This window comes from Ruegeria sp. BC6 (assembly GCF_056539185.1).
Map to the genome: position 1 here is coordinate 657,104 of NZ_JBQFUM010000001.1, position 21,331 is coordinate 678,434.

General features: G+C 61.0%; 19 protein-coding genes. 14 read left to right on the forward strand and 5 right to left on the reverse strand.

The features are described 5' to 3' along the window. Positions 1-25 precede the first annotated feature (25 nt). The 3 genes from ACR0MM_RS03260 (at position 26) to trpE (ending at position 4,647) form a co-directional block, all read left to right on the forward strand. Positions 26-1,201: an aminotransferase gene (locus ACR0MM_RS03260; RefSeq protein WP_480694384.1), complete on the forward strand. Its 1,176-nt coding sequence runs from the start codon at positions 26-28 to the stop codon at positions 1,199-1,201. Positions 1,202-1,282: 81 nt separating this feature from the next. After that, positions 1,283-3,124 (forward strand): peptidyl-prolyl cis-trans isomerase, encoded by a 1,842-nt coding sequence (locus ACR0MM_RS03265; protein WP_480694386.1) that lies wholly within the window; start codon positions 1,283-1,285, stop codon positions 3,122-3,124. An 11-nt stretch (positions 3,125-3,135) separates the two neighbouring features. Beyond that, entirely contained in the window at positions 3,136-4,647 is a 1,512-nt protein-coding gene (trpE, locus tag ACR0MM_RS03270) for an anthranilate synthase component I (RefSeq protein ID WP_170338978.1), read from the forward strand. A gap of 45 nt (positions 4,648-4,692) precedes the next feature. Here trpE and ACR0MM_RS03275 read toward each other — a convergent pair whose 3' ends face one another. Next, the gene (locus tag ACR0MM_RS03275; RefSeq protein WP_170359087.1) at positions 4,693-6,156 is read right to left on the reverse strand and encodes a divergent polysaccharide deacetylase family protein; all 1,464 of its coding nucleotides are present in this window, start codon (positions 6,154-6,156) and stop codon (positions 4,693-4,695) included. A gap of 196 nt (positions 6,157-6,352) precedes the next feature. On the opposite strand from ACR0MM_RS03275, the gene ACR0MM_RS03280 reads away from it, so the two are divergent. From ACR0MM_RS03280 to lexA, 6 genes are all read left to right on the forward strand, one after another. Continuing rightward, entirely contained in the window at positions 6,353-6,934 is a 582-nt protein-coding gene (locus ACR0MM_RS03280) for an anthranilate synthase component II (protein ID WP_170359085.1), read from the forward strand. Continuing rightward, a complete protein-coding gene (trpD, locus tag ACR0MM_RS03285; RefSeq protein ID WP_170402912.1) occupies positions 6,931-7,950 on the forward strand; it encodes an anthranilate phosphoribosyltransferase in 1,020 nt (339 codons plus the stop codon). The genes ACR0MM_RS03280 and trpD overlap by 4 nt, the downstream gene beginning before the upstream one ends. Next, the gene (gene trpC / locus ACR0MM_RS03290) at positions 7,947-8,759 is read left to right on the forward strand and encodes an indole-3-glycerol phosphate synthase TrpC (protein ID WP_480694389.1); all 813 of its coding nucleotides are present in this window, start codon (positions 7,947-7,949) and stop codon (positions 8,757-8,759) included. Before trpD ends, trpC begins: the two co-directional genes overlap by 4 nt. Further along, positions 8,759-9,232, forward strand: a complete 474-nt coding sequence (moaC, locus tag ACR0MM_RS03295; RefSeq protein ID WP_480694390.1) for a cyclic pyranopterin monophosphate synthase MoaC — start codon at positions 8,759-8,761, stop codon at positions 9,230-9,232. Before trpC ends, moaC begins: the two co-directional genes overlap by 1 nt. Further along, a complete protein-coding gene (locus ACR0MM_RS03300; RefSeq protein ID WP_480694392.1) occupies positions 9,229-10,401 on the forward strand; it encodes a molybdopterin molybdotransferase MoeA in 1,173 nt (390 codons plus the stop codon). The genes moaC and ACR0MM_RS03300 overlap by 4 nt, the downstream gene beginning before the upstream one ends. 80 nt (positions 10,402-10,481) lie before the next feature. Next, entirely contained in the window at positions 10,482-11,180 is a 699-nt protein-coding gene (gene lexA, locus ACR0MM_RS03305) for a transcriptional repressor LexA (RefSeq protein WP_170528672.1), read from the forward strand. Here the strand turns inward: lexA and ACR0MM_RS03310 are convergent. Further along, complete coding sequence (locus ACR0MM_RS03310; protein ID WP_480694394.1) at positions 11,164-13,206, reverse strand: ComEC/Rec2 family competence protein; 2,043 nt, start codon at positions 13,204-13,206, stop codon at positions 11,164-11,166. The two genes, lexA and ACR0MM_RS03310, sit on opposite strands and share 17 nt — an antisense overlap. 78 nt (positions 13,207-13,284) lie before the next feature. Between ACR0MM_RS03310 and gltX the strand changes: the two genes are divergently transcribed. Then, on the forward strand, positions 13,285-14,691 hold the full coding sequence (gltX, locus tag ACR0MM_RS03315) for a glutamate--tRNA ligase (protein WP_480694396.1): 1,407 nt from the start codon (positions 13,285-13,287) through the stop codon (positions 14,689-14,691). A gap of 114 nt (positions 14,692-14,805) precedes the next feature. Next, the gene (gltA, locus tag ACR0MM_RS03320; RefSeq protein ID WP_170455404.1) at positions 14,806-16,101 is read left to right on the forward strand and encodes a citrate synthase; all 1,296 of its coding nucleotides are present in this window, start codon (positions 14,806-14,808) and stop codon (positions 16,099-16,101) included. 39 nt (positions 16,102-16,140) lie between these two features. Here the strand turns inward: gltA and ACR0MM_RS03325 are convergent, their stop codons facing one another. After that, positions 16,141-17,211 (reverse strand): PA0069 family radical SAM protein, encoded by a 1,071-nt coding sequence (locus tag ACR0MM_RS03325; RefSeq protein ID WP_480694398.1) that lies wholly within the window; start codon positions 17,209-17,211, stop codon positions 16,141-16,143. Between the two features lie 277 nt (positions 17,212-17,488). Between ACR0MM_RS03325 and ACR0MM_RS03330 the strand changes: the two genes are divergently transcribed. Together ACR0MM_RS03330 and ACR0MM_RS03335 are read left to right on the forward strand one after the other, a co-directional pair. After that, positions 17,489-18,187 (forward strand): corrinoid protein, encoded by a 699-nt coding sequence (locus tag ACR0MM_RS03330; protein ID WP_093962188.1) that lies wholly within the window; start codon positions 17,489-17,491, stop codon positions 18,185-18,187. Positions 18,188-18,362: 175 nt separating this feature from the next. Further along, complete coding sequence (locus ACR0MM_RS03335) at positions 18,363-19,034, forward strand: DUF1638 domain-containing protein (RefSeq protein ID WP_480694400.1); 672 nt, start codon at positions 18,363-18,365, stop codon at positions 19,032-19,034. A 25-nt stretch (positions 19,035-19,059) separates the two neighbouring features. On the opposite strand, the gene ACR0MM_RS03340 is transcribed toward ACR0MM_RS03335, so the two are convergent. Next, on the reverse strand, positions 19,060-19,470 hold the full coding sequence (locus tag ACR0MM_RS03340; protein WP_170370533.1) for a SufE family protein: 411 nt from the start codon (positions 19,468-19,470) through the stop codon (positions 19,060-19,062). 138 nt (positions 19,471-19,608) lie between these two features. Between ACR0MM_RS03340 and ACR0MM_RS03345 the strand changes: the two genes are divergently transcribed. After that, positions 19,609-20,133: a hypothetical protein gene (locus ACR0MM_RS03345; RefSeq protein ID WP_170370534.1), complete on the forward strand. Its 525-nt coding sequence runs from the start codon at positions 19,609-19,611 to the stop codon at positions 20,131-20,133. A gap of 8 nt (positions 20,134-20,141) precedes the next feature. Here the strand turns inward: ACR0MM_RS03345 and rnd are convergent, their stop codons facing one another. Next, on the reverse strand, positions 20,142-21,299 hold the full coding sequence (gene rnd, locus ACR0MM_RS03350) for a ribonuclease D (protein ID WP_480694403.1): 1,158 nt from the start codon (positions 21,297-21,299) through the stop codon (positions 20,142-20,144). Between the last annotated feature and the right edge of the window lie 32 nt (positions 21,300-21,331).

Here is a 21,331-nt window from a genome sequence, read left to right on the forward strand (position 1 = left end):
ACAAATCAGCAAGACCGGACACCCGATGACACTGACCCGCACCGCCGCTACCTTCGCCCCTCCGGTGATGGAGGCGCGGCGTTGGCTCGAAGGGGTCACGTTCTCGGAAGACTGCCCGCTGATCAATGTCAGCCAGGCGGCGCCGGTTGATCCGCCGCCGCTGGCGCTGCGGCAGGCGATGGCCGATTTCGCGATCAATCAGGACGCCGCACATCTCTACGGCCCGGTATTGGGCAACCCCGATCTGCGCACGGAGCTCGCGCGTGAGATCGGCGATCACTACGCTGCCGAGGTTCGGCCGGAGCAGACAGCCATCACCTCAGGCTGCAACCAGGCCTTTGCCTCGGTCATCTCGGCGATCACCGATCAAGGGGATGAGGTCATCCTGCCAACGCCTTGGTATTTCAACCACAAAATGTGGCTGGATATGGCCGGTGTTCGGGCGGTTGATCTGCCGACCGGGTCGGACCTGCTGCCCGATCCGGAACAGGCGCGCGCGCTGATCACCGAGCGCACGCGCGCGATCGCGCTGGTCACGCCCAACAATCCGGGTGGGGTCGAATACCCAGCGGATCTGGTCCGAGCCTTCTATGACCTTGCGCAACAGCATGGCCTGCGCCTGCTGGTCGATGAAACCTATCGTGATTTCGACAGCCGCAGTGGCCCGCCGCACGCGCTGTTCCAGCAGTCCGACTGGGACCGGACGCTGGTGCATCTCTATTCCTTCTCGAAGGCCTACCGCCTAACCGGCCACCGGGTGGGCGCGATCGCCACCGGTGCGCCGCTGCTGGCCGAGGTCGAGAAGTTCCTCGACACCGTCGCCATATGCCCCGGACAAATGGGCCAGTTCGCGGCGCTGTGGGGGATGCAGAACCTGTCTCAATGGCTGGCCGGGGAACGCGCCGAGATTCTCGATCGCCGCGCCGCAATCACGCTGAACATGCCCCGCCTGACGGACAAGGGATGGCGGCTGCTGGGTCTCGGGGCCTACTTCGCCTATCTCGAACACCCGTTCGATATTCCGTCGGACATTCTGGCGCGTAGATTGGTCGCCGAGGCCGGCATTCTGCTGTTGCCGGGCACGATGTTCATGCCCGATCACGACCCCGCCGGGAAACGCCAGGTGCGCATTGCTTTCGCCAATCTGGACCGTGCCGGAATCGGGCTATTGTTCGACCGCTTGCAGGCTCTGTCCTTCTGAGCTTGCCCCCCGACATCCCGCGTCGTATTCAGGGCCGCAACAGTCACGGCAGAACCCTGCCGCAAGATCCAAGAGGGCACTATGGCCGCAGGCATTAACAAACTCTCCAAAACCTTCGTCTGGATTCTCATGGGCATGCTGATGCTGGGTCTTGCCGGTTTTGGCGCCGTCAACCTCAGCGGAACGGTACGCACAGTCGCCCAGGTCGGGGATGAGGACGTTTCGGTCGATGCCTATGTCCGCGAGCTGCAGCGCGAAATCCGCGCGGTCGAGGCGCAGACCGGTCAACCGATGCAGATGTCACAAGCCCGCGAGCTGGGGCTGGATCAGCGGGCCTTGGCGCGTCTGGTTTCGCTGGCAGCCCTGAACAACGAGGTCGCACAGCTGGGTGTTTCGATCGGTGATGCCAACCTGCAGAAGGAAATCGTCGGCATTCAGGCCTTTCAGGGCCCTGACGGATCTTTTGACCGCGAAGCCTACCGCTTCCAGCTGGAACAGATCGGCATGACCGAAACCGAGTTCGAGGAAGATCTGCGAAAGGAAACAGCGCGGACAATCGTCCAAGGCGCGATGATGGACGGTGTTGAAATGCCCGCGATCATGACCAAAGCCTTGGCCGACTATGTTCTCGCTCGCCGCAGCTTTACCGTCGCAACTCTGTCGCCGGACGCTCTGACGACCCCGATCCCCGAGCCGACAGACGCCGAGATCCAAGCGTATTACGACGCGAATACCGATCGGTTCACCCTGCCGCGCACCAAAAAGATCACCTACGCCGTTCTGTCGCCGGAGATGCTGCAGGATACGGTCGAAATCGACGAAGACGCGCTCAAGCGTCTGTATGAGCAGCGCAAGGACCAGTATCAGCAACCCGAACGTCGTCTGGTTGAGCGGCTGGTCTACCCCTCGGAAGAAGAGGCGACTGCGGCGATGGCGCAGCTGGAAGTCGGCGGGGCGGATTTTGAGCAGCTGGTACGCGAACGCGAACTTGAACTGAGCAGCGTGGATCTGGGTGATGTGACCCGCGAAGATTTGGGCGAGGCCGCGGATGCCGTTTTTGCCGCAGAGATTGATCAGGTCGTGGGTCCCCTGCCCTCGGTCTTTGGTCCGGCCCTGTTCCGGGTCAACGGATCGCTGGCCGAACAGAACGTGAGCTTTGACGACGCCGAATCGGAACTGCGCGCAGAGCTGGCCGGCGAACGCGCCCGGCGCCTGATCGAAAGCCAGGCCGAAGACATCAACGACATGCTGGCCGGCGGCGCCACGCTGGAAGAGTTGGCCAACGAAACCGAAATGGAGCTTGGCAAGATTGACTGGACCCGCCAAAGTGACGACGGCATCGCCGCGTATGACGGTTTCCGCCAGGCTGCGCAGGCCGTCCGCGAAGATGACTTCCCTGAAATCGGATTCCTGGAGGATGGTTCGATCTTTGCCCTGCGGCTGGATGAGGTTCTGCCACCGCGCCCCGAGCCGCTGGAGTCCGCACGCGATCGCGTCGCCGCCGCATGGGTACAGGAACAGACAGCCAAAGCGCTTGAGGAACAGGCCAACGGCATCGTGACTCAATTGGCCGTCGACGGTGATTTCACGGCGACCGGGCTGCCATTCCGTGTCGAAAACGCGCTGACCCGGACTGCGTTTCTGGATAACGTCCCGGCCGACTTCATGACCCAGATCTTTGAGATGGAGCCCAATGAACTGCGCGTGATCGCGGGACCGGATGCGGCATTCATCGTGCGGCTGGACGAGGTTCTTCCGCCTGCGGAAACCGACGAACAGCGCCTGATGCAAGAGGCCGCTGCCGCTCAGCTGAACCAGGCACTGGCCCAAAACATTTTCGACATCTATGTGCGCGACGCTCAGACACGCGCGCAGCCGACCCTGGACCAGCGCGCGCTGAACGCGGTTCAGGCCAACTTCTGACCGGAACGAAAATGGCTCTGACACCCGATTTCGACAGCTTTGCCCGCGCCTATGAGGCCGGACAGAACCAGGTCGTTTATACCCGTCTGGCCGCGGATCTGGACACACCGGTTTCGCTGATGCTCAAGCTGACGGGCGCCCAGAAGGACGCCTTCGTCCTTGAATCGGTGACCGGAGGCGAAGTTCGCGGGCGGTATTCGATCATCGGGATGAAGCCGGATCTGATCTGGCGCTGTCGGGGCGAAACCTCGGAATTGAACCGTTCGGCGCGGTTTGATGCGGATGCGTTCGACGCGCAAGATGGCAACCCGATGGACAACCTGCGCGCGCTGCTCGCCGAAAGCCGCATCGACCTGCCCGATGACCTGCCCCAGGCTGCGGCCGGCCTGTTTGGTTATCTGGGATACGACATGGTGCGCCTTGTCGAACACCTGCCGGATGTGAACCCCGATCCTTTGGGCCTGCCGGATGCGATACTGCTGCGCCCGTCGGTGGTTGCGGTCTTGGACGGCGTGAAAGGCGAAGTCACTATTGTGTCTCCGGCCTGGGCCAGCGACGGGCAGTCAGCCAAGGCCGCTTACGCTCAAGCGGCCGAGCGTGTGATGGACGCGGTGCGCGACCTGGAACGCGCAATGCCCTCGGAGTCTCGAGATCTGGGCGAAGCACACGAGATCGCGCCGCCGGTATCCAACTTCACCAAGTCGGGCTACATGGAAGCCGTGGAAAAGGCCAAAGAGTACATCCGGGCTGGTGACATCTTCCAAGTGGTTCCGGCACAACGCTGGACGCAGGATTTCCCGCTGCCGCCCTTTGCGCTGTATCGTTCCTTGCGCCGCACAAATCCGTCGCCGTTCATGTTCTATTTCAACTTCGGTGGATTCCAGGTGATCGGCGCCAGCCCCGAAATACTTGTGCGCGTGTTCGGCAACGAAGTGACCATCCGGCCGATCGCCGGAACACGTCCTCGCGGTGCCACCCCCGAAGAGGACAAGGCGAACGAGCTGGATTTGCTGGCCGACAAAAAGGAACTGGCCGAGCACCTCATGCTGCTGGACCTGGGCCGCAACGACACAGGCCGCGTGTCCAAAATCGGCACCGTCCGCCCGACCGAGGAATTCATCATCGAGCGCTATAGCCACGTGATGCACATCGTGTCGAACGTTGTGGGCGAGTTGGCCGACGACAAGGATGCCCTGGACGCCTTCTTTGCCGGGATGCCGGCGGGCACGGTTTCAGGTGCACCGAAGGTCCGGGCGATGCAGATCATCGACGAGTTGGAACCCGAAAAGCGCGGTGTCTACGGCGGCGGTGTCGGCTATTTCAGCGCCGGTGGCGACATGGACATGTGCATTGCGCTGCGTACGGCCATCGTGAAGGACCAGAAACTGTATATCCAGGCCGGTGGTGGTGTCGTCTATGACAGCGACCCCGAGGCCGAATACATGGAAACCGTGCACAAATCGAATGCCATCAGGCGAGCCGCGGCGGATGCGGCGCGGTTCACCGGATCCGGGAATTCATAAAAAAGGCGGCCAATCTGGCCGCCTTTTCTTCTTTTTCTGCATTGATTACTGGATCTGGCTTTTCATCACCGCCGAGATCGGGGCCAGGGCAACTCGGTTGCCGCGATCCTCAAGCCCCCAGAGCAACAACGCCGAAATTGTCTCGGGCCGCAATCGGCCCAGCATCACAACTGCGCCTTCCTGCCCGGCACGAAAAGCTGCCTGGTCCAGGAACCGGCGCATGACCGTTGGATCCTGACGCGCACCGTCGATGTCGCGGAACACCACACTTGATGGAATGCCATTCCGCGCGGCCAGCTTTTGGACGGTGTTCAACCCGTTGTCCTGCACGACCAGCCCACGGCCCGTTCCTGCCGCGATGGCAGCCACCTGATCGGCCAACTTGCGGTTGCCCTGTATCCCGGTGTTCACGCCCTCGAGCAGGCCAACGGTTTCAGGCAAGGTTTCAAGCCAGACCGCCAACGAGACTTCGGCATCCTGCGCACTGGCCGCCTTTGGCAGGTCGGTCAAGGCCAGAACCTCGAACCCAGCCTCGCGATAGCGCTTCATCTTCTCCGCCGCTTGCGGATCCGAAGGGCTGACCGCAAAGCTTAGGGGATACGGAAAATCCTTCAGCGCCTCAGCCCCGAACGCACCTTCGTCATCGATCAGGATGATCGACATCAGCGGTTTGGCATCCGGGTTGTCAAAGGCGGCGGCATAAGCATCGATCGGCTTACCGGGCATGCCCTCACCCTCTGCCGGCTGATCGGCCGGGGCATCATCGCGTTCGGTCAGCGGGATCACGCGTTTGCCGGCAATCGAAGATGAGGCCGTTGCCTGTTCGCCGCCGATCTGGGGCAAGGCCGCGATCCGGGCCCGTTTGCGGGGCTGCGTGTCTTCGTCCCCCTCGACCGCGATCGGGCTGTCGCCGGTTCCGGTCGGTTGATCCGGCTCAGGTGTCGACGGCAGCGCGGCTGTTTCCGGCGCCGGGGTCGCCTCGGGTTCCGCATTTGCCGCAGTCTCTGGTTCGGCGGTCTCTGGCTCGACGGTCGTGACCTCTTGCGCCGGGGGCTGTGGTGCGGCCGGCGGTGTCGCGTCCACGGTGACGGGCTGGACCTCCTCGTCCGGGCTCGACGGAACCGGTCCGGGCGCCGGGGGCGCGGCTGGCGCGTCGGTCGTCACATCGACCGACGCGGCGTCTCCCGCACCCGGGTCGTTCAGGCCTGCCACGGTGTCACCGACCTGCGGACGATCATCCGGCTCGGCCTGAATGCCATCCAGTCCAGTGGCCCCATCCGCCGTATCGTCCAGCGCCTCCAACGCTCGTGGTGCGATTTCGACAAGATCGGAATCCGGACCAGCGCCCTGCACTTCCGTATCCGCCTTGGGCAGATCGGCTTCCACCGCGGCTGGCGCCGCTGTCTGAATATCCGGTTTGCTGCCAAGTGGCGTGTTCAGGGAAAGCACTGCGCCCAGAACCAACACAACGACCGCGCCGGCGATCATTCCACCGATAAATCCGCCCATCTGTTCTTGCCTCTCGTCTTTCATCCTGCCTCGGCAGCCCGTGCACCGTCTCTGCGGCACTCACCCGTCCGGTCGCCTTGTTGGGGTTGTCCCCTTGACGCTGCCGCACAAGCCTGAGCATGTATGTCCCGACACTATACCGTGGCGCGGGGCTGTATCGCCAGTCCGAATTGCCCAAACACAAGACAAGTGCCAAATGCTGCTGCTGATCGACAACTACGACTCGTTTACCTACAACCTTGTCCACTATTTGGGCGAATTGGGCGCGGAAATGGTCGTGCGCCGCAATGATGCGCTGGATGTGCAGGAAGCGATGGCCATGAACCCTGCCGGCATCTTGCTGAGTCCCGGCCCTTGTGATCCTGACCAGGCAGGGATCTGCCTCGCCCTGACCGAGGCAGCTGCGGAAACGCGCACGCCTTTGATGGGTGTTTGTCTGGGTCACCAGACCATCGGTCAGGCCTTTGGCGGCAAGGTCGTGCGGTGCCACGAAATCGTGCACGGCAAAATGGGAACCATGCATCACACTGGCAAAGGCCTGTTCGCCGGCCTGCCGTCACCGTTTGAGGCGACCCGCTACCACTCACTGGTCGTCGATCGGGAGACCCTGCCCGATTGCCTCGAAATCACGGCAGAGTTGGAAGACGGCACCATCATGGGCCTGCAACACAAAGAGCTGCCGATCCACGGTGTTCAATTCCACCCGGAGTCGATCGCCTCGGAACACGGCCACGCTCTGCTGAAGAATTTCCTGAACGAAATGAAAGTCCCCGCATGAGTGACGCGCTGAAACCGCTGATCGGAGCTGCGGCCGATCGCGCCCTGACCCGTGCCGAAGCCGAACAGGCCTTTGAGATCCTGTTTGAGGGCCGCGCCACGCCCAGCCAGATCGGCGGTCTGCTGATGGCCATGCGGACGCGCGGCGAAACGGTCGAGGAATATGCCGCCGCCGCCGCCGTGATGCGCGCGAAATGCAACGCGGTCAAAGCGCCAGCGGGCGCGATCGACATCGTGGGAACCGGCGGTGACGGGAAAGGCACGCTCAATATCTCGACCGCGACGGCCTTTGTCGTGGCTGGCGCGGGTGTTACCGTGGCCAAGCACGGCAACCGGAATCTCAGCTCGAAATCCGGGGCCGCCGATGCATTGGGACAGATGGGAATCAACGTGATGGTCGGTCCGCAAGTCGTTGAAAAGGCTTTGCAGTCCGTCGGCATCGGGTTCATGATGGCGCCCATGCATCACCCGGCCATCGCCCATGTCATGCCCACCCGGCAAGAGCTTGGTACCCGAACCATCTTCAACATCCTTGGCCCCCTGACCAACCCCGCCGGAGTCAAGCGGCAGCTGACCGGAGCCTTCAGCCGTGACCTGATCCGACCGATGGCCGAGACTCTTGGCTTGCTCGGGGCCGAGCACGCCTGGCTGGTACATGGCTCGGACGGGACCGACGAGTTGACGATTACTGGCATCAGCTGGGTCGCGTCGCTTGAAGACGGACGGGTGAAAGAGGTTGAACTGCATCCCGAAGATGCGGGCCTGCCGGTTCATCCGTTTGAAGATATTCTGGGCGGAACACCCGAGGAAAACGCCGTCGCGTTCCGCGCATTGCTGGATGGCGCGCCGTCGGCCTACCGGGATGCGGTCCTGCTGAACGCGGCTGCGGCCCTAGTGGTCGCCGAAGCTGCACCGGACCTGAAACAAGGCGTCGAAATGGCCGCCGAAAGCATCGACAGCGGCAAGGCGAAAGACAAGATTGCTGCTCTGGCACAACTCACACAGGAAGCCGCATGACCGAAACCGTTCTGGATAAGATCAAGGCCTACAAGCTGGAAGAAGTCGCCGCCGACAAAGCCCAAGTTCCCCTGGACGAGGTCGAGCAACAAGCCCGAGAAGCGTCTGAAACGCGCGGCTTTGTGGAGGCTCTGCGCACGGCCAGTCGCCGCAGTTATGGTCTGATCGCCGAAATCAAGAAGGCAAGCCCGTCCAAAGGGTTGATCCGTGAGGATTTCGATCCGCCCGCGCTGGCAAAAGCCTATGAAGAAGGTGGCGCCGCCTGCCTTTCGGTTTTGACCGACACACCCAGCTTTCAGGGCGCCAAGGGCTTCCTGACCGCCGCCCGGGCTTCATGCTCGCTTCCGGCACTGCGCAAGGACTTCATGTATGATCCCTATCAAGTGGTCGAAGCGCGGGCACTGGGTGCCGACTGTATCCTGATCATCATGGCATCGGTCGACGATCAGCAAGCCGCCGAACTGGAACAGACCGCGTTTGACTGGGACATGGATGTCCTGATCGAGGTACATGACGAGGCCGAGCTTGAGCGCGCGGCCGATCTCAAAAGCCCTCTCATCGGGATAAACAACCGCAATCTCAAGACGTTCGAGACCTCGCTTGATACCACTCGTCGCTTGTCCAAGCTGGTTCCCGCTGACCGCATGATCGTGTGCGAAAGCGGGCTGAACACCCCGGAAGACCTTGCGGATATCGCCCGCTATGGTGCCCGGTGTTTCCTGATCGGAGAAAGCCTCATGCGGCAGCAGGACGTCGCCGCCGCGACCCGTCACATTCTGTCGAACCCGCTGGTGCCGGGGGTCATGTGATGCCCCTGACGCATTTTGACAGCGACGGCCAGGCCCATATGGTCGATGTATCGGACAAGGACACGACAAACCGCGTCGCCGTTGCCGCGGGTTACGTGAAAATGGCGCAACAAACCTTTGAAATCATTTCCGAAGGCCGCGCGAAGAAGGGCGATGTTCTGGGGGTTGCCCGGTTGGCCGGGATCATGGGGGCAAAGAAGACACCGGACCTGATACCGCTGTGCCATCCCTTGCCTGTTACCAAGGTGTCGGTTGATCTGACATTGGACCCGGACCTGCCCGGCGTGCAGATCGAAGCGACGGTCAAGACCACCGGACAGACTGGTGTTGAGATGGAGGCCCTGACAGCCGTGTCTACCGCCTCGCTGACCGTCTATGACATGGCCAAAGCCGTCGACAAGGCAATGGAAATCGGCGGGATCCGCGTTCTGCTGAAAGATGGCGGTAAATCAGGTCGTTACGAGGCGAAATGATAACGGTTGAAGAAGCCCGACAGCTGCTGTTCGGCCTGGTAGCCACCATGCCCGAAGAGCAGATAGCGCTTGCTGACGCGGCCGGTCGAGTGCTGATGCGGGATGTAAAAGCCGAGCGGGACCAACCCCCGTTTGCCGCCTCTTCAATGGATGGATATGCGCTGAAGTCGGCCGAGGTTGAACGTCACGCAATGTTCAAGGTAATCGGTGAGGCCGCTGCTGGCCAGCGTTTCACCAGTACAGTTGGCCCGGGCCAGGCAGTTCGAATCTTCACCGGGGCTCCGGTCCCCGACGGGGCAGATTTCGTCGTCATCCAGGAAGATACCGACCTGCGCGGCGATCTGTTGACGATCACGGAAGATTCCGGCCAAAAAACCAACATCCGACCGGCAGGCGTGGACTTCACCATCGGCGATGTAGTTAGTGCGCCGCGAGTCCTCTCGCCCGAAGATCTTGCATTGCTGGCGGCGATGAATGTTCCAACCGTCTCCGTGGCCACCAAACCTCAGATCGCGCTGATCGCCACGGGAAACGAGCTGGTCACGCCGGGCGAAACTCCGGGACCTGACCAGATCATTGCCTCGAACTCGTTTGGCATCAAAGCATTGCTTGAGAATGCTGGCGCACATGTTCGCATGTTGCCAGTGGCACAAGACACACTGTCATCGCTGGAAACCGCATTTGGCTTGGCCGAAGGCTCCGATCTGGTCGTGACAATTGGTGGAGCGTCGGTGGGTGACTACGACCTTGTGGCCGAAGCATCGTATCGGCTGGGGCTCGAGCAATCCTTCTACAAGGTCCTGATGCGCCCCGGCAAGCCGCTGATGGCCGGGCGGCTGGGTGATGCAGCGATGATCGGGTTGCCCGGCAACCCAGTCAGCGCGATGGTTTGCGGATATCTCTTCCTGGTCCCCTTGGTCAAAAAGATGCTGGGCATCCAGACTGTTGACCCGATTCTCCATAAGGCCATCTTGTCGGATGCCCTTCCACCAAACGGCCCGCGCGAGCATTACATGCGCGCTCGATTGGAAAGCGATGGAATACGCGCGTTCGAGGATCAGGACAGTTCGCTGCTCAGCGTTCTGGCGCGGTCGAACGCCTTGCTGATGCGCCCTCCAAACGATCCCGCACGGGCTGCGGGGGAAACGGTGTCCTACCTGCCGATTTAGGTTCAGCCGGCAAATCCATTGACACAAAACGTGAACATGCGTAGAACAAAAGAAAACGCATGGGCAACGAGGTGTGAGCGATGCTGACCAAGAAGCAATTGGATTTGCTGGAATTCATCCACAAACGCGTTCAGGCGGACGGTGTTCCACCAAGCTTTGACGAAATGAAAACGGCGTTGGACCTGAGATCCAAATCCGGCATCCATCGGTTGATTACCGCACTGGAGGAGCGTGGGTTCATCCGGCGTCTCGCCCACAGGGCGCGCGCGATCGAGATCGTGAAACTGCCCGAAAGTCTGGGAGGCGAGCCGACCGCCGGCTTCACGCCCCGCGTGATCGAAGGTGACAAGCCCAGCGTGCCCCGCCCCGCCAATGTCGAGCCTGTCTCGGTGGACGCTCTCGAACTTCCGGTGATGGGCAGAATTGCCGCCGGTGTTCCGATCGAGGCGATCAGCCACATTTCCCATCATGTTGCGGTACCGGGCACGATGGTATCGGGCCGTGGCGAACACTATGCCCTTGAGGTGCGCGGAGACTCCATGATCGACGCCGGTATCAATGACGGGGACGTGGTCGTGATCCGCGAAACATCGTCGGCAGACAATGGCGACATTGTTGTGGCCTTGGTCGAAGACCAGGAAGCAACCCTGAAAAGATTCTTCCGGCGCGGCCAAGCGATCGCGCTCGAGGCCGCCAACCCCGCTTACGAAACGCGGGTATTGCCCGAGGACAAGGTTAAGGTTCAAGGGCGTCTGGTCGGACTTATTCGGACTTACTGAAGCCGTCGGGCAGTGCCGGTGACCAAAGGCGCGGCCCCGTCGCATCAGAGCTGCTGAACAGCTTTCCTTGGCGGATCGCAAGGCTGCCGGTCTTTCGCAGTCGGTCAGGATCAAAAACGGCGCAGTCACCGGTCAATTTGATCGGCACGGCAGAGACCACGAGTTCGCCCGGTCGGCAAACGGTGACCTGCTGCGCCGCGCGCTTGCCCGTGATGTGGACCAGCTGGAAATCCTCTAAAGGATATCGCTGAACAAGTTCTGGGGCCGATGGCCACCGGCCCGCAGCCTCCGGCTGGGTTGCTCCGTCTCCATCGTTTTCAAGCCAGACCGAAGCGACGAACCCAGCGCCTTTTTCCTTGCTCAACGCGCGGCCCTGCTCGGTCATCACCCCGACCAAACCACCTGAATCGGCGATCAGCACCTCGGGCCGCTGAACTTGTCCCCAGAATGCTGCGGCGAACGCCATCGGAAAAACTCCGACCCAGCGGCTGCGGCCCTGCCACAAGATGACCCACAGCGCACCCAAGGAAAACAGCGGCAGGACAAAACCGGGCGAGCTGGCAACGAAGCCCCGTGCACCATCCAGGCCGGACACCCAGTCCGAGACGGCCAGGATCCACGCCAGCCCGATACCCATCACATGGATCGCCACGGCCTCGAGCCCGAAAGGCGCGAGGATCGCTGCCAGAACTGCCGAGGGAACCACGACGGATCCCATAACCGGCACTGACAGGGTGTTGGCCAGCAAGCCGTAGTGCGACACCATATTGAAATGCGCCGCACCAATTGGGGCCGTCGCCAAACCAGCGACCGCCGAGGAGCACAGAAGCCCACCCGCCGGGCGCAACCACTTGGGCACTCTTGGAACCTCGACGTCGCGAAGGGCACCGAAAACCGCGACCAGTGCTGTTGTGGCGGCAAAGGACATCTGAAAGCCGGGGCTGAGCAATGACTCGGGGCGAAGAAACAGCACCAACAGCGCTGCAACCGCGACAGCCCGCAAAGATATGGCACGCCGATCGATCAAAACCGCCCCAAACAGAACCGATACCATCACAAAGGCGCGCTCGGTCGCGACATTGCCACCAGAAAGCAACAGATAGAGCGTTGCAGCGATCAGCGCGCAGACCGCGGCGACCTTGCGAACCGGCCATCGCAACGCCAGCGCGGGCAAGGCCGCAAGCAGTACCCGGCAAGTCACAAAAACGAACCCCGTCAACAACCCCATATGCAAACCTGAGATTGCAAGCAGATGGGCAAGGTTCGACGCACGCAAATTGTCCAAAGCGGCGGCGCTGATTCCGCTGCGATCCCCGGTCGAAACAGCTGCGGCAAAGCCGCCGACATCACCTGGCAGCACTTCTCTCACTCTGTCGGAAATGGCCATGCGCACGGCAGCGACACGCACCCCGGCCTCAAAGCGAGACGGAGCGGCGGTGACCACTGGCGTGCGCGTGTATCCGACCGCGCCCAAGCGCTGAAACCAGGCGTGTCTGCGAAAATCAAAGCCGCCGGGCTCGACGGGGCCTTGCGGCGGTGACAGATGGGCTGTTGTCATAATGCGTTGGCCAGGCACAATCGGTACATGGTCGCCATGCAACGAAAGTCGGATGCGCCGCGGGGTTTGGTCCGGCGGCACGTCCCCGATCCGTACCTGGTCCAGCGTAACCCGCAGCGCATCCGAAGCAGAGCGATCCAACGCCACGACCCTCCCCTCAACCGGGCCGTAATAGCGCCATTTCAGAACCGGCTCTGCAACTATGTGAGCGCGAGCACCCGCCAGGATGAACCCGACGGCGACCAGCGCCCCCCCTATTGCCAACGGAGCCCAGGCAGACGACATCCGGCGGCTGGCCCAAATGGCAAGCAGGACCAACCCGGACAGGCCCGAATAAATCCGCGCATCCGGCTCGAACCGGATTGCGAAATACAGGCCTATGCCGATGGCCAGACAAACCGGAGACCAAGGCAAAAGGTGCCCTCGCTGGTTTAGCAACGCACCTTCGACCCACGCCACAACACGCATGGTTGCCCCCGTCCTTGAGGCTCGTTAGACAGGCTCAACTCTACGCTCAACGCGGTTACCAAAAGGTTAATCACTACAATGTCCGATCAGGTCGTCACCCGATTTGCTCCCTCGCCCACCGGCTATCTGCACATTGGCGGAGCCCGTACTGCGCTGTTCAATTGGCTTTACGCCCGCGGTCGAGGCGGAAAGTTCCTGCTGCGGATCGAAGACACGGACCGCGAACGGTCAACGCCCGAAGCGACCGAGGCAATCCTCAAGGGCATGAGCTGGCTCGGGCTCGACCACGACGGAGATGTCATCAGCCAGTTCGAGGGCGCAGCTCGTCACGCCGAAGTCGCGCATCAGCTGCTGGCAGAAGGCAAAGCATACAAGTGCTTTGCAACCCAGGAAGAAATCGCGGCCTTTCGTGAACAGGCCCGGGCCGAGGGCAAGTCGACCCTGTTCCGCAGCCCGTGGCGCGACGCCGACCCCAGCACCCACCCCGATCGCCCCTTCGTTGTGCGGATCAAGGCGCCGCAGGATGGCACAACCGTCATCCGCGACAAGGTCCAAGGTGACGTAACCATCCGAAACGATCAGCTGGACGACATGGTCCTCCTGCGCTCGGACGGTACACCGGTCTATATGCTGGCGGTGGTCGTTGATGACCACGACATGGGTGTGACGCATGTCATTCGCGGCGACGACCACCTGAACAACGCGGCGCGGCAGATGATGATCTATGAAGCCATGGGCTGGAAAGTTCCGGTCTGGGCGCACATTCCGCTGATCCACGGCCCTGACGGAAAGAAACTCAGCAAGCGGCACGGCGCCTTGGGCGCGCAGGAGTATCAGGCCATGGGCTATCCTGCCGCCGGTATGCGAAACTATCTGGCGCGCCTGGGCTGGAGCCACGGGGACGACGAGTTCTTTACCGATGAACAGGCCAAGGAATGGTTCGACCTGGACGGAATCGGGAAAAGCCCGGCGCGGTTCGATCTGAAAAAGCTCGAGAACTTGTGCGGACAGCACATCGCCATATCCGATGATGCTGCATTGCGGCAAGAAATCGAAGAATACCTGGACGCCGCTGGACTGCCTGCGCTGACAGAAACACAATCGGGTGATTTGGAACGTGCGATGTATTGCCTCAAGGATCGGGCGCGTACATTTCCGGAACTCCTTGAAAAGGCGTATTTTGCACTGACTGCGCGACCGATCGAGCGCGATGAGAAAGCAGAAAAGGCGCTGAGTTCTGTATCCGACGGTATACTGGATCAATTGACGCCGCAGCTGCAAAATGCTAGCTGGACGCGGAACGAACTGGAGGAGACCCTCAATTCGTTTGCCGAGGCAAACGGGTTGAAGTTCGGCAAGCTGGCTGGCCCCCTCAGGGCTGCGTTGGCGGGTCGGGCCGTCACACCTTCGGTTTTTGACATGATGCTCGTGCTGGGTCGGGATGAGACCATTGCACGGATTTCTGATGCAGCGGCACAGTCCTGACTTCACATTCGGGTAACGCTGCTCCGCTACGACCTGACTCGCGCAGCCTTGCGCGATCACCGCCCGTTTTGTCGGTCAGCGAGCCGGCATTCGTATGATTGAGGAAGGGAAAACATGACCGAGAGCAACAAGACAGCGACTCTGACCGTCCACGGAAAAACCTATGAGTTGCCGGTTCATTCGCCAACGGCCGGACCCGACGTAGTCGACATCCGCAAGCTCTACGGTCAGGCCGGCGTGTTCACCTACGACCCGGGCTTCACTTCGACCGCAAGCTGCGACAGCACCATCACCTATATCGACGGTGAAAAGGGCGAGTTGCTGCACCGTGGCTATCCGATCGACCAACTGGCCGAGAAATCGCACTTCCTCGAAGTGTGCTTCCTGCTGCTGTACGGGTACCTGCCCAAGGCCGCCGAACTGGAAGAGTTCGAAACGACCATCACCCGCCACACCATGATCCACGAGCAGATGCACTATTTCTTCCGTGGTTTCCGCCGCGACGCGCATCCGATGGCTACGATGGTGGGCGTGGTCGGAGCCATGTCGGCCTTCTATCACGACTCGACTGACGTGGGCGACGAGCGCCAGCGCGAAATCGCGACGCACCGACTGATCGCAAAAATGCCGACAATTGCGGCGATGGCATACAAATACTCGATCGGTCAGCCGTTCATCTACCCGCGCAATGACTTGGACTACGCGTCGAACTTCCTGTACATGTGCTTCGCGGTTCCGGCCGAGGACTACGTCGTCAACCCGATCCTCAGCCGCGCCATGGACCGGATTTTCACCCTGCACGCCGATCACGAGCAGAACGCCTCGACCTCGACCGTGCGTCTGGCCTCGTCTTCGGGCGCGAACCCGTTCGCCTGCATCGCGGCCGGTATCGCCTGCCTTTGGGGCCCGGCGCACGGCGGCGCCAACCAGGCCTGCCTGGAGATGCTGGAAGAAATCGGCAGCGTCGACCGCATCCCCGAATTCATCGAACGCGCCAAAGACAAGAACGATCCGTTCCGCCTGATGGGCTTTGGTCACCGCGTGTACAAGAACTTTGACCCGCGCGCCAAGGTGATGAAGCAGTCGGCCGACGAGGTCCTCGACTTGCTGGGCATCGAGAACAACCCGAAACTGCAGGTGGCCAAGGCGCTTGAGAAACAGGCGCTGGAAGATCCGTATTTCGTCGACAAGAAGCTATTCCCGAACGTCGATTTCTACTCGGGCATCATCCTCGAGGCGATGGGTTTCCCGACCTCGATGTTCACCCCGATCTTCGCGCTGTCGCGCACCGTTGGTTGGGTCAGCCAGTGGAAAGAAATGATCGCCGACCCTCAGAACAAGATTGGCCGCCCGCGCCAGCTGTATCTGGGCGAAACTCTGCGCGACTACGTCGACATCGAAAACCGCTGAGACAGGCAAAAAGGCCCCGCCATCGAGCGGGGTCTTTTCTTATTGGAACAGTGACAATTGATCCCCGGCCCGCGCAGGCCGTGCAAAGAGGTCGCAACGCAGTTTGGGAGTTGTGGTCGCCAATCCAAGTCGCGCAATCGCAGACTTGAACCGCTTGGCGACCATTTCGGCGTAGACCCCCTCGCCGCGCATCCGATGCCCCCAACGCGGGTCGTAGTCCCTGCCCCCGTGCATTTCGCGCAACCGCGCCATGACCTTGTCGGCGCGACCGGGCTCGTGTTCGGACAACCACTCCTGCCACAGTTGCGAGACTTCGCGGGGCAACCGTAGCATGATCCAACTGGCCGCATCCGCGCCTGCGTCGCGGCCCGCCTCCAACAGCGCTTCAAGCTCGTGATCGGTCAGTCCCGGAATGATCGGGGACGTCATGACGCGCACGGGAATCCCGGCCTCGGTCAACATTCGGATCGTGCGCAGCCGGCGTTTTGGTGCAGGGGCACGCGGTTCCATCCGCCGCGACAGGCCATCATCCAACGTGGTCAGCGAGATGCCGACCCGGACCAGCCCGAGGGCGGCCATCGGCGCGAGAATGTCGATATCCCGTTCGATCAAAGCACCCTTTGTCACGATCGCAACCGGGTGGTTGAAATCTCTCAGAACCTCCAGGCAGGCCCTTGTGATCGCAAGTGTTTTTTCGATCGGCTGATACGGGTCCGTATTTGTACCCAGCGCAATCGGCGCCACCTTGTACCGCGCGGACGAAAGCTCGCGCGCAAGCACATCAGGCGCGTTCGGACGTGCGATCAGTCGCGTTTCGAAATCCAACCCGGCAGATAGACCGAGATATGCATGTGTTGGTCGGGCAAAGCAGTAGACGCAACCGTGTTCGCACCCGCGATACGGGTTGATCGACCGGTCAAATGGCAGATCGGGTGACTTGTTGTAGGTGATCAGAGACTTCGCGACCTCGTCCCGAACCGAGGTTCGCAAGGGAGGCAGAGGCTCGGGATCCTCCCAGCCGTCATCGACCGCTTCGTGCGCATACGCCTCGTACCGACCAGCATCGTTCGATACGGCACCTCGCCCGGAAATAGTGTGGCGCAACGGCATATTTGTTCCCTCTTTGTTCACGTAATTCCTAGCATCTGCGGGTTTCCGCGGCAAGTCTGCCATCACAGTTGCCGGCCTTGTCTCAAGCACAGAACCCATGAATACCGCTCAGAAAGATCATGTGAAATTTGGCGTCGAGCGCGGCAAGATTTTCACCTATAGGTCGGTCTCGGAACCGCCGAGGTCGCAATCGTCACAGTCTAACTGCGGCGAAATGGCCAAAACGGGAAAAACAGCCACCAAGGGCGCAAGGCCCGCCAGCTCAGGGAAATGACCCATGTCCGATGAAGAAGACATCGTCCTGTCGGAACTCAACGACGACGAACTCGTCGAACAGATGTTTGATGACCTCTACGATGGTCTGAAGGAAGAGATCGAAGAAGGCGTGAACATCCTGCTGGAACGTGGATGGGCACCTTATGACATTCTGACCAAGGCGCTTGTCGGCGGCATGACTATCGTCGGCCAGGATTTCCGCGACGGCATCCTGTTCGTGCCCGAAGTTCTGCTGGCCGCCAACGCGATGAAGGGCGGCATGGCCATCCTCAAGCCTCTGCTGGCGGAAACCGGCGCTCCGCGCGTTGGCAAGATGGTGATCGGCACCGTCAAGGGCGACATCCACGACATCGGCAAGAACCTCGTCTCGATGATGATGGAAGGCGCCGGTTTCGAGGTTGTCGATATCGGCATCAACAATCCGGTCGAAAACTACCTGGAAGCGCTTGAAACCGAGCAGCCTGATATTCTGGGCATGTCGGCCCTGCTGACGACGACCATGCCGTACATGAAAGTGGTCATCGACACGTTGGTCGAACAGGGCAAGCGTGACGATTACATCGTGCTGGTAGGCGGCGCCCCGCTGAACGAAGAGTTCGGCAAGGCGATCGGCGCTGACGCCTATTGCCGGGACGCGGCGGTTGCGGTCGAAACCGCCAAGGAGTTCGTCTCGCGCAAGCACAACCAACTGGCGGGTTGATCCTGCACGCCTTGTTTTGTCAAAGCCGCCTGTCCGGGCGGCTTTTTCATTTCCGGGCCGTGGCATCACAACGAGATCGAAACTCAGGTGCCGAGTGTGTGATCCCAAAGGCCGCGAACTTGCATCCGGGGCTTTTTCGCAGTCATTTGACATTGGAACCTTGCGGAGGCGACACATGCCGCAGCACGACATGCCTGACGACAAACGCCTGACGGAACAGGGGTTTGACGAGATGGACGCACAACAAAGCATCCTGTTGATCGCCTGCGGTGCGTTGGCGCGCGAGATTCTGGACCTGAAGACACGCAACGGCTGGGACCACCTTGCACTGACCTGCCTGCCCGCCATCCTGCATGTCTATCCCGAACGGATCACTCAGGCCGTCGAGGATGCCGTCGCCAAGCATCGCAACCAGTATGACCGGATTTTTGTCGTCTATGCCGATTGCGGGACCGGCGGACTGTTGGAGCAGGCGTGTAAACGGCTGGGTGTCGAAATGGTGCGGGGACCGCACTGTTACTCTTTCTTCGAGGGAAACGACAAATTCGCCGAACGCGGCGACGATGAGACGACGGCCTTCTACCTGACCGACTTTCTGGCCAGGCAATTTGATGCGTTCGTCTGGAAGCCGTTGGGGCTGGATCGGCACCCGGAACTGCGCGACATGTATTTCGGAAATTACACCAAGCTGATCTACCAGGCGCAGACAGATGACCCCGAACTGACCCGTCGGGCACAGGAATGCGCGGATCGGATGGGGCTGGAGTTCGAACGCCGTTTCACCGGATATGGCGATCTCGAGACCACTCTGAAAGACTGGGCCGGCGCACGCCCCAAATCCTCATGATTGGCCCCCGCGTGGCGAAACCGGCTCAGGCGTTTTCGCGCGCCACGTCTCGGATTCGGTCGATCATGGCACGCACACCGTTCGACCGCTGGGCCGACAGATGTTCATTCAACCCCAACCGGGCAAGCTCGGCCGCGGCGTCGACCTTCTCTACTTCGGCAACGGGCAAACCGTTGTAAAGCGAGCGCAATACAGCGATCAGACCGCGCACGATCAGCGCGTCGCTGTCGCCGTCAAACCGAAAAACATCTTCTTCGATCACCGGATGAAGCCAGACCTGACTGGCGCAGCCATGGACTTTGGTTGCCGGCACTTTCAAGGCGTCATCCAGCGGCTCCATCGCCTTGCCCTGCTCGATCACGTGGCGATACCGGTCTTCCCAGTCCTCAAGGAACTCGAAATCCTCGACAATCTCCTCAAAGGCAGGCGTGGCCATGAACGTGGGTCCTCTGGTTGCGGTTCTGGTTCTGACCTAAGTCGCCCGATGTCCGGTGTCCACCCCCATGGGCGGCTTTTCAAACGACCGAAAGTAGGCTAACCCAGTGCGGGTAATACCTTGCAAAGCTTTGGGTCCATGCAAAAAACTATTTCCGTCCTTCTTGTCGCCCTGTTGACCCTGTCCGCCTGCAGCAGCTGGCGCGATTCCCGGGCAAACCCGTCGAACTGGTTCGGGAACAGCACGCCTGCCCCGGTCGAGACATCGGCCAGCGACGCAGATGCGCTGGTGCCGAAGCAAAGCTCGGGCCGGGGACTGTTCGCGCGCCCTGAACCCGAAGATACCAGCGTACCGATCACCACCATCACCGAGCTGCGGATCGAACCGAACGCCTCGGGGGCCATCGTTGTCGCGCAAGGCACCGCCTTCCGCCAAGGCGCCTATGACGCAAAGCTCACCTTCGTCGAATCCGAGGAAAACCGGAAGAACGGCGTTATGGAGTTCGTTTTCCGCGTGAACTACCCGACCTATGCCACTGCGCAGGGCCCCGAACGTACGCGTGAAGTGACCGATGCGGTCAATGTCAGCCGTCAGGACCTTGAAGGCATTCGTTTGATCCGCGTAGTCGGTCAGCAGAACGCCCTGGAATCGCGTCGGCGCTGAATTCGATCTTACAGGGGGACAACCTGAACAGTTTGTCCCTTCGCTGCCAAGGCAATCTCGCCTCTGCAGAGTTTGAGCGCGTCCTCGCCAAAAACCTCGAACCGCCAGCCGGACATCGCAGCAACGTCACGGTCCCCAGCCGCGATCTGATCCAGCTCCGAGCTGGTCGCGATGAGCTTGGCCGCGACCCCTGCGGTTTCCGTCTTTGACTTCAGCAATACCCGCAGCAGGTCAGCCAGCGCGGGGTTCACCTTGATCTTGTCCCGGCTGTTGTCCACCCGCGGGAGATCCTCTGGAGGGCAATTCATACCGGCCTGTACGGCGGCCAGAATACCGTCGGCGATGGCACCTTTGCGCGCTTCGCGCAGCAGCAAACGCGAGCTGCCCAGATCAGCATGCGTGCGTGGTTTGGTCGACGCCAGTTCGACCAGCGCATCATCCTTGAATACACGGCTGCGTGGCACGTTGTTCTGCTGGGCATATTCCTCACGGAACCGGGCAAGCTCCCGCACCACCGCAAGGAACTTGGCCGAGTTGGTTCGGGTCTTGACCCGCCGCCATGCCTCTTCGGGGCGGATGTCATAGGTTGCCGGATCGGTCAGAACGCGCAACTCCTCCGCTACCCAATGGCTGCGCTTGGACTTCTCCAGCTCGGCGGCCAGATGTTCATAGATTTTGCGCAGATGCGTCACGTCCGCCAGCGCATAGGTCTGCTGGGCCTCGCTCAGCGGGCGCCGCGACCAATCGGTAAACCGCGAGGTCTTGTCCAGACCCTGTTTGCAGATCTTGCGAACCAGCGTTTCATAGCCAACCTGTTCCCCGAAACCACAAACCATTGCAGCGACCTGCGTATCGAAAAGCGGTTTGGGGAAAATACCGGCCTCCACCCAGAAAATCTCAAGGTCCTGGCGGGCGGCATGGAACACTTTGACGACGTTTTCGTTCTGGAACAATTCGTAAAGCGGCTCAAGCGACAAGCTGTCTGCCAGCGGATCGACCAATACCGCGCTGTCCTCGTCTTCAGAGGGCACGGCCAACTGGACCAGACATAACTTGGAGTAGTAGGTCCGCTCGCGCAGGAATTCGGTGTCGACGGTCACATAGGGGTGTTGGGCGGCAGCCTTGCAGAAGTCAGCCAACTCTCGCGTGGTTTTGAGGGTCTTCATGCGCTTGCTATTCTTGCTCTTGCTCTGGTCAT

What these genes read in the sequence shown, in the direction of transcription:
- trpC (WP_480694389.1), top strand. Translation starts at nt 7,947, where the DNA reads ATGACCGAAACCGTTCTGGATAAGATCAAGGCCTACAAGCTGGAAGAA.
- moaC (WP_480694390.1), top strand. Translation starts at nt 8,759, where the DNA reads ATGCCCCTGACGCATTTTGACAGCGACGGCCAGGCCCATATGGTCGAT.
- trpE (WP_170338978.1), top strand. Translation starts at nt 3,136, where the DNA reads ATGGCTCTGACACCCGATTTCGACAGCTTTGCCCGCGCCTATGAGGCC.
- ACR0MM_RS03265 (WP_480694386.1), top strand. Translation starts at nt 1,283, where the DNA reads ATGGCCGCAGGCATTAACAAACTCTCCAAAACCTTCGTCTGGATTCTC.
- ACR0MM_RS03310 (WP_480694394.1), bottom strand. Translation starts at nt 13,206, where the DNA reads ATGCGTGTTGTGGCGTGGGTCGAAGGTGCGTTGCTAAACCAGCGAGGG.
- ACR0MM_RS03345 (WP_170370534.1), top strand. Translation starts at nt 19,609, where the DNA reads ATGCAAAAAACTATTTCCGTCCTTCTTGTCGCCCTGTTGACCCTGTCC.
- lexA (WP_170528672.1), top strand. Translation starts at nt 10,482, where the DNA reads ATGCTGACCAAGAAGCAATTGGATTTGCTGGAATTCATCCACAAACGC.
- gltA (WP_170455404.1), top strand. Translation starts at nt 14,806, where the DNA reads ATGACCGAGAGCAACAAGACAGCGACTCTGACCGTCCACGGAAAAACC.
- ACR0MM_RS03325 (WP_480694398.1), bottom strand. Translation starts at nt 17,211, where the DNA reads ATGCCGTTGCGCCACACTATTTCCGGGCGAGGTGCCGTATCGAACGAT.
- ACR0MM_RS03260 (WP_480694384.1), top strand. Translation starts at nt 26, where the DNA reads ATGACACTGACCCGCACCGCCGCTACCTTCGCCCCTCCGGTGATGGAG.
- ACR0MM_RS03340 (WP_170370533.1), bottom strand. Translation starts at nt 19,470, where the DNA reads ATGGCCACGCCTGCCTTTGAGGAGATTGTCGAGGATTTCGAGTTCCTT.
- trpD (WP_170402912.1), top strand. Translation starts at nt 6,931, where the DNA reads ATGAGTGACGCGCTGAAACCGCTGATCGGAGCTGCGGCCGATCGCGCC.
- gltX (WP_480694396.1), top strand. Translation starts at nt 13,285, where the DNA reads ATGTCCGATCAGGTCGTCACCCGATTTGCTCCCTCGCCCACCGGCTAT.
- ACR0MM_RS03335 (WP_480694400.1), top strand. Translation starts at nt 18,363, where the DNA reads ATGCCGCAGCACGACATGCCTGACGACAAACGCCTGACGGAACAGGGG.
- ACR0MM_RS03330 (WP_093962188.1), top strand. Translation starts at nt 17,489, where the DNA reads ATGTCCGATGAAGAAGACATCGTCCTGTCGGAACTCAACGACGACGAA.
- ACR0MM_RS03300 (WP_480694392.1), top strand. Translation starts at nt 9,229, where the DNA reads ATGATAACGGTTGAAGAAGCCCGACAGCTGCTGTTCGGCCTGGTAGCC.
- ACR0MM_RS03275 (WP_170359087.1), bottom strand. Translation starts at nt 6,156, where the DNA reads ATGGGCGGATTTATCGGTGGAATGATCGCCGGCGCGGTCGTTGTGTTG.
- rnd (WP_480694403.1), bottom strand. Translation starts at nt 21,299, where the DNA reads ATGAAGACCCTCAAAACCACGCGAGAGTTGGCTGACTTCTGCAAGGCT.
- ACR0MM_RS03280 (WP_170359085.1), top strand. Translation starts at nt 6,353, where the DNA reads ATGCTGCTGCTGATCGACAACTACGACTCGTTTACCTACAACCTTGTC.